Origin of the sequence: Salinicola peritrichatus, assembly GCF_003206715.1 — a bacterium.
GTDB classification, from domain to species: Bacteria; Pseudomonadota; Gammaproteobacteria; order Pseudomonadales; family Halomonadaceae; genus Salinicola; species Salinicola peritrichatus.
This window is the reverse complement of sequence record NZ_PZJU01000029.1, coordinates 1-3,013: the sequence shown is the minus strand read 5'-3', so window position 1 is coordinate 3,013 and position 3,013 is coordinate 1. Positions and strand designations below refer to the sequence as shown.

At 62.4% G+C, this 3,013-nt stretch carries 3 protein-coding genes; all 3 read right to left on the bottom strand.

Features of this window, described 5'->3' with window-relative positions; translation table 11 throughout:
* Positions 1-122 precede the first annotated feature (122 nt).
* Positions 123-926, bottom strand: a complete 804-nt coding sequence (locus tag DOM57_RS11555) for a dienelactone hydrolase family protein (RefSeq protein ID WP_239496194.1) — start codon at positions 924-926, stop codon at positions 123-125.
* Between the two features lie 235 nt (positions 927-1,161).
* Positions 1,162-2,469 (bottom strand): sensor domain-containing diguanylate cyclase, encoded by a 1,308-nt coding sequence (locus DOM57_RS11550; RefSeq protein ID WP_110649349.1) that lies wholly within the window; start codon positions 2,467-2,469, stop codon positions 1,162-1,164.
* Between the two features lie 55 nt (positions 2,470-2,524).
* Positions 2,525-2,827, bottom strand: coding sequence for a hypothetical protein (locus DOM57_RS11545; protein WP_110649348.1), 303 nt, complete (start codon positions 2,825-2,827; stop codon positions 2,525-2,527).
* Between the last annotated feature and the right edge of the window lie 186 nt (positions 2,828-3,013).

Sequence of the window (3,013 nt, the reverse complement as noted above, 5' to 3'; positions counted from 1 at the left end):
CAACCTCTGGTCTCCCGAAACAAACGGTTTTGACCCGGCTTTTCGTTTTTGACCTTTCTTACAGCTTAAAGCTTATGACTCCTGGCGTAGCCAGGTGGCTTACAGCTCCAGACGAAGCCCGGTTATTGATTCAACGCCTGGTCCAGCGTCAACAGTGCGGCTTGCCAGGATGCAGCGTCCGCGGCGGCGTTGTAGGCGAGCGGCAGATCGTATTCCTTGGCCAGGCGGTCGGCATCGGGGTTGGTGAAGGCGTGCTTGGCACCGGGATACTGCACCACGCGTACATCGGCGCCGTTTTTCTCGAGTGTCGCCGCCATGTCATCCAGCGCCTGCGGTTCCACCATCGAATCGTCCTCGCCGTTGTAGATACGCACCAGTCCGTCGAACGACTGCGGTTTGTCCACCGCCTGCGTCGGGCTGCCATGGAAGCTGATCGCGGCATTCAACGGCATGCCGGCGAGCGCCATGTTCATCACCACACCGCCACCGAAGCAGTAGCCGATCGCCGCCATGCGCTCCCCATTCACCCTGGGATTCTCGCGCAGCGCCGTCATCGCCGCTTCCAGACGCGCACGGGCCGAGGGCCAGTCCTGCATCACCTGGCTGGAGAATGCCTTGGCCTCGTCGGGATGCTGAGCCACCCTGCCGTCGCCGTACATGTCCACCGCCAGGGCCACGAAGCCCAGCGCGGCAAGCTGGTCGGCCCGGCGCTTGACGTAGTCGTTGAGTCCCCACCACTCATGCACCAGCAGCACGCCGGGGCGAGGCTCGCTGTCGCTGGCGTTATAGGCCAGATACCCTTGGTAAGTCTTGCCACCGGTCGAGTATTCGAAGGTCTCCCCCTGCACGTGCGGCCCTTCCACTTCGTCGGCCCAGACCGGCAAGCAGATCAGACCGAGCAGCGCGGCCAGCAATAGTCGTCCCATCATCGTTCTCCTCTTAGAACCCGTTTACGATCTGCTGCGCGTCGGCCAAATGTCGTTGAGCCGAAGCGCAGCGGAGACAACAGCCGTAGGGCGAGCGAAGCGAGTCGAACGCTTTCGGAATGCTCATTTAACCCCATGTAAACTCTGCTTTCTCAAGCGTTTTCGCCTAGTTTGGTTCTAGCTCGCGAGATCGTAAACAGATTCTTATCACTTGCATGGCGCATGGCGTGGTCATTCAGGGCGCCTGCTGTACGCGGTTGCGTCCATGCTGCTTGGCACTGCGCAGACCGACCTTGGCACGCTCCAGAAAGGTATCCGCGGACTCGCCACTGCGCCGTTCGGCGACCCCAAGACTAACCGAGAAAGAGAGCCAGTGGCCATGGAACTCGACACGGGTGGCGGCAAAACGGCTACGCATCCGCTCGGCAACGGCCGCGGTCTCCTGCAGTGATTTCCCGCTCAGCAACAGTGCAAAACCATCGTCGTCGAGGCGACCGAAACTGAATCGCTCGCGTAGCGTGGCGCGGCACATTTCGCCAATACAGGCCAGTACCAGATCCCCGCCCTCGCGCCCCCAGGCACGATTGATCTCGGCGAAATGGTCGACGTCGAACATGATCAGGGTAAACCTGCCATTGGCTTCCCCCATGGCCAGGGCTTGGCGCAGCAGCCCCATGAAGGCGTCGCGATTGAGTGCCGAGGTCAGCTCGTCGGTAGCGGTGTAGGCATCCCATTGCAGCGTCTGGCGCCGGCGCTCGGTGATATCGCGGGCAATGGCGACCCAGCCCGGCGTTGCACCAGGCCGTGAGGCGTCACTGTCGTCGGACGAAAGGCAGGGCGAAAAATGAATCTCGAACCAGCGGTAGCCCTCATCCCGATGACGCAGCCTGAGCTCGAGCAGCACCGCGGTCGACTCGAAGGCATGCTCGTCCAGGGCACGCTGAATCTTGGGTCCATCTTCCGGTGCCATCAGGCCGAACAACGAGCGCGAGTGCAACTGCTCGGCATCGATGCCCAAGTTCGCTTGGACAGCGCCGGCAACCTGTAGACAGTTGAGATCCTCGTCGAGCTGCAGCAGCAGGTCGCCGCTGCATGTCAGCAAGGCTCGTTGTGCATCGTCGTGCGTCTCTTCGCGGTACGCCTCGCGCTCCTGCAGCAGACCAACAAGCGCCACCACCCGCCCCGCTTCGTCGCGCTCGATGGTCAGCGTGTCATCGATGTTGCACTGGGTGCCGTCGGCTTTCTCGATGCGATAGGACAGCGTCGTCCGGGACTCGCCGTTGCCGAGAGCTGCCTGGAGACGCTCGAGCACGGGGCGACGGAACGGCTCGAGAATCGCCGTCAGCCACAGCTCGGGATTGGCGCGGTAATCGGCGGCGGGGCGCCCGCTCACGTCGACGATGGAGTCCGCGACGAAGCGAAGCTTCCCCAGCCACCAGGCGTCGTCGGTGATGTAGGCGGTCACGGGAAGCGCTTGCAGCCAGCGTTGGGATTGTGCAGCCAGCCCGTCGTCGCCGCTCTCTAAAGGATCCGGTCGATCCATGCTCCGGTCTCGTCATGCCGCAGCGATGGGCGGCTGGCCAATGATAATGACGCCGCTAGCGGGAGCCGACGCGACGCCGGGAAACCGCTGCAGCGGCCGGTGATTGTTCCTCGTCCCGGGACGTCTCGCCCGTTTCCGCCTGCAAAGACCGATGCCGGTTACAGGCTTCGGCCAGCTGACGCAGTTCGTCGACCGTGAGTTCAACTCGATGTATGCCTTCCTGCCCTTGCCAGATCACGAAAATCACCGGCACGGAGCGCGATTGGTCCACGCCGACGATGCGTCCGCGTCGCTCCTCGCCGGGCTCGCGGACCGTCTCGCCGATCAGGCGATGGGCGTTGATGATCGTCTCCTGCATGGCGCCGCCAACCTCGATGCGTGATGGGATTGAAATTCGTTGAGCCCACCTTAGAGGGTCAACCCCACCAGGCCAAGCCCTAGGCTCGGATTTGTCGCCTGTCAAAGGATTATCGACATGCCCCCGGTCAACTTGAACTGTAGTGGCACAGTGAATCTGGCCACCTGACTTTGAGTGTATGATGGC

Coding starts and splice junctions, on each gene's coding strand:
- DOM57_RS11555 (WP_239496194.1), bottom strand. CDS start 926: ATGGGACGACTATTGCTGGCCGCGCTGCTCGGTCTGATCTGCTTGCCG.
- DOM57_RS11550 (WP_110649349.1), bottom strand. CDS start 2,469: ATGGATCGACCGGATCCTTTAGAGAGCGGCGACGACGGGCTGGCTGCA.
- DOM57_RS11545 (WP_110649348.1), bottom strand. CDS start 2,827: ATGCAGGAGACGATCATCAACGCCCATCGCCTGATCGGCGAGACGGTC.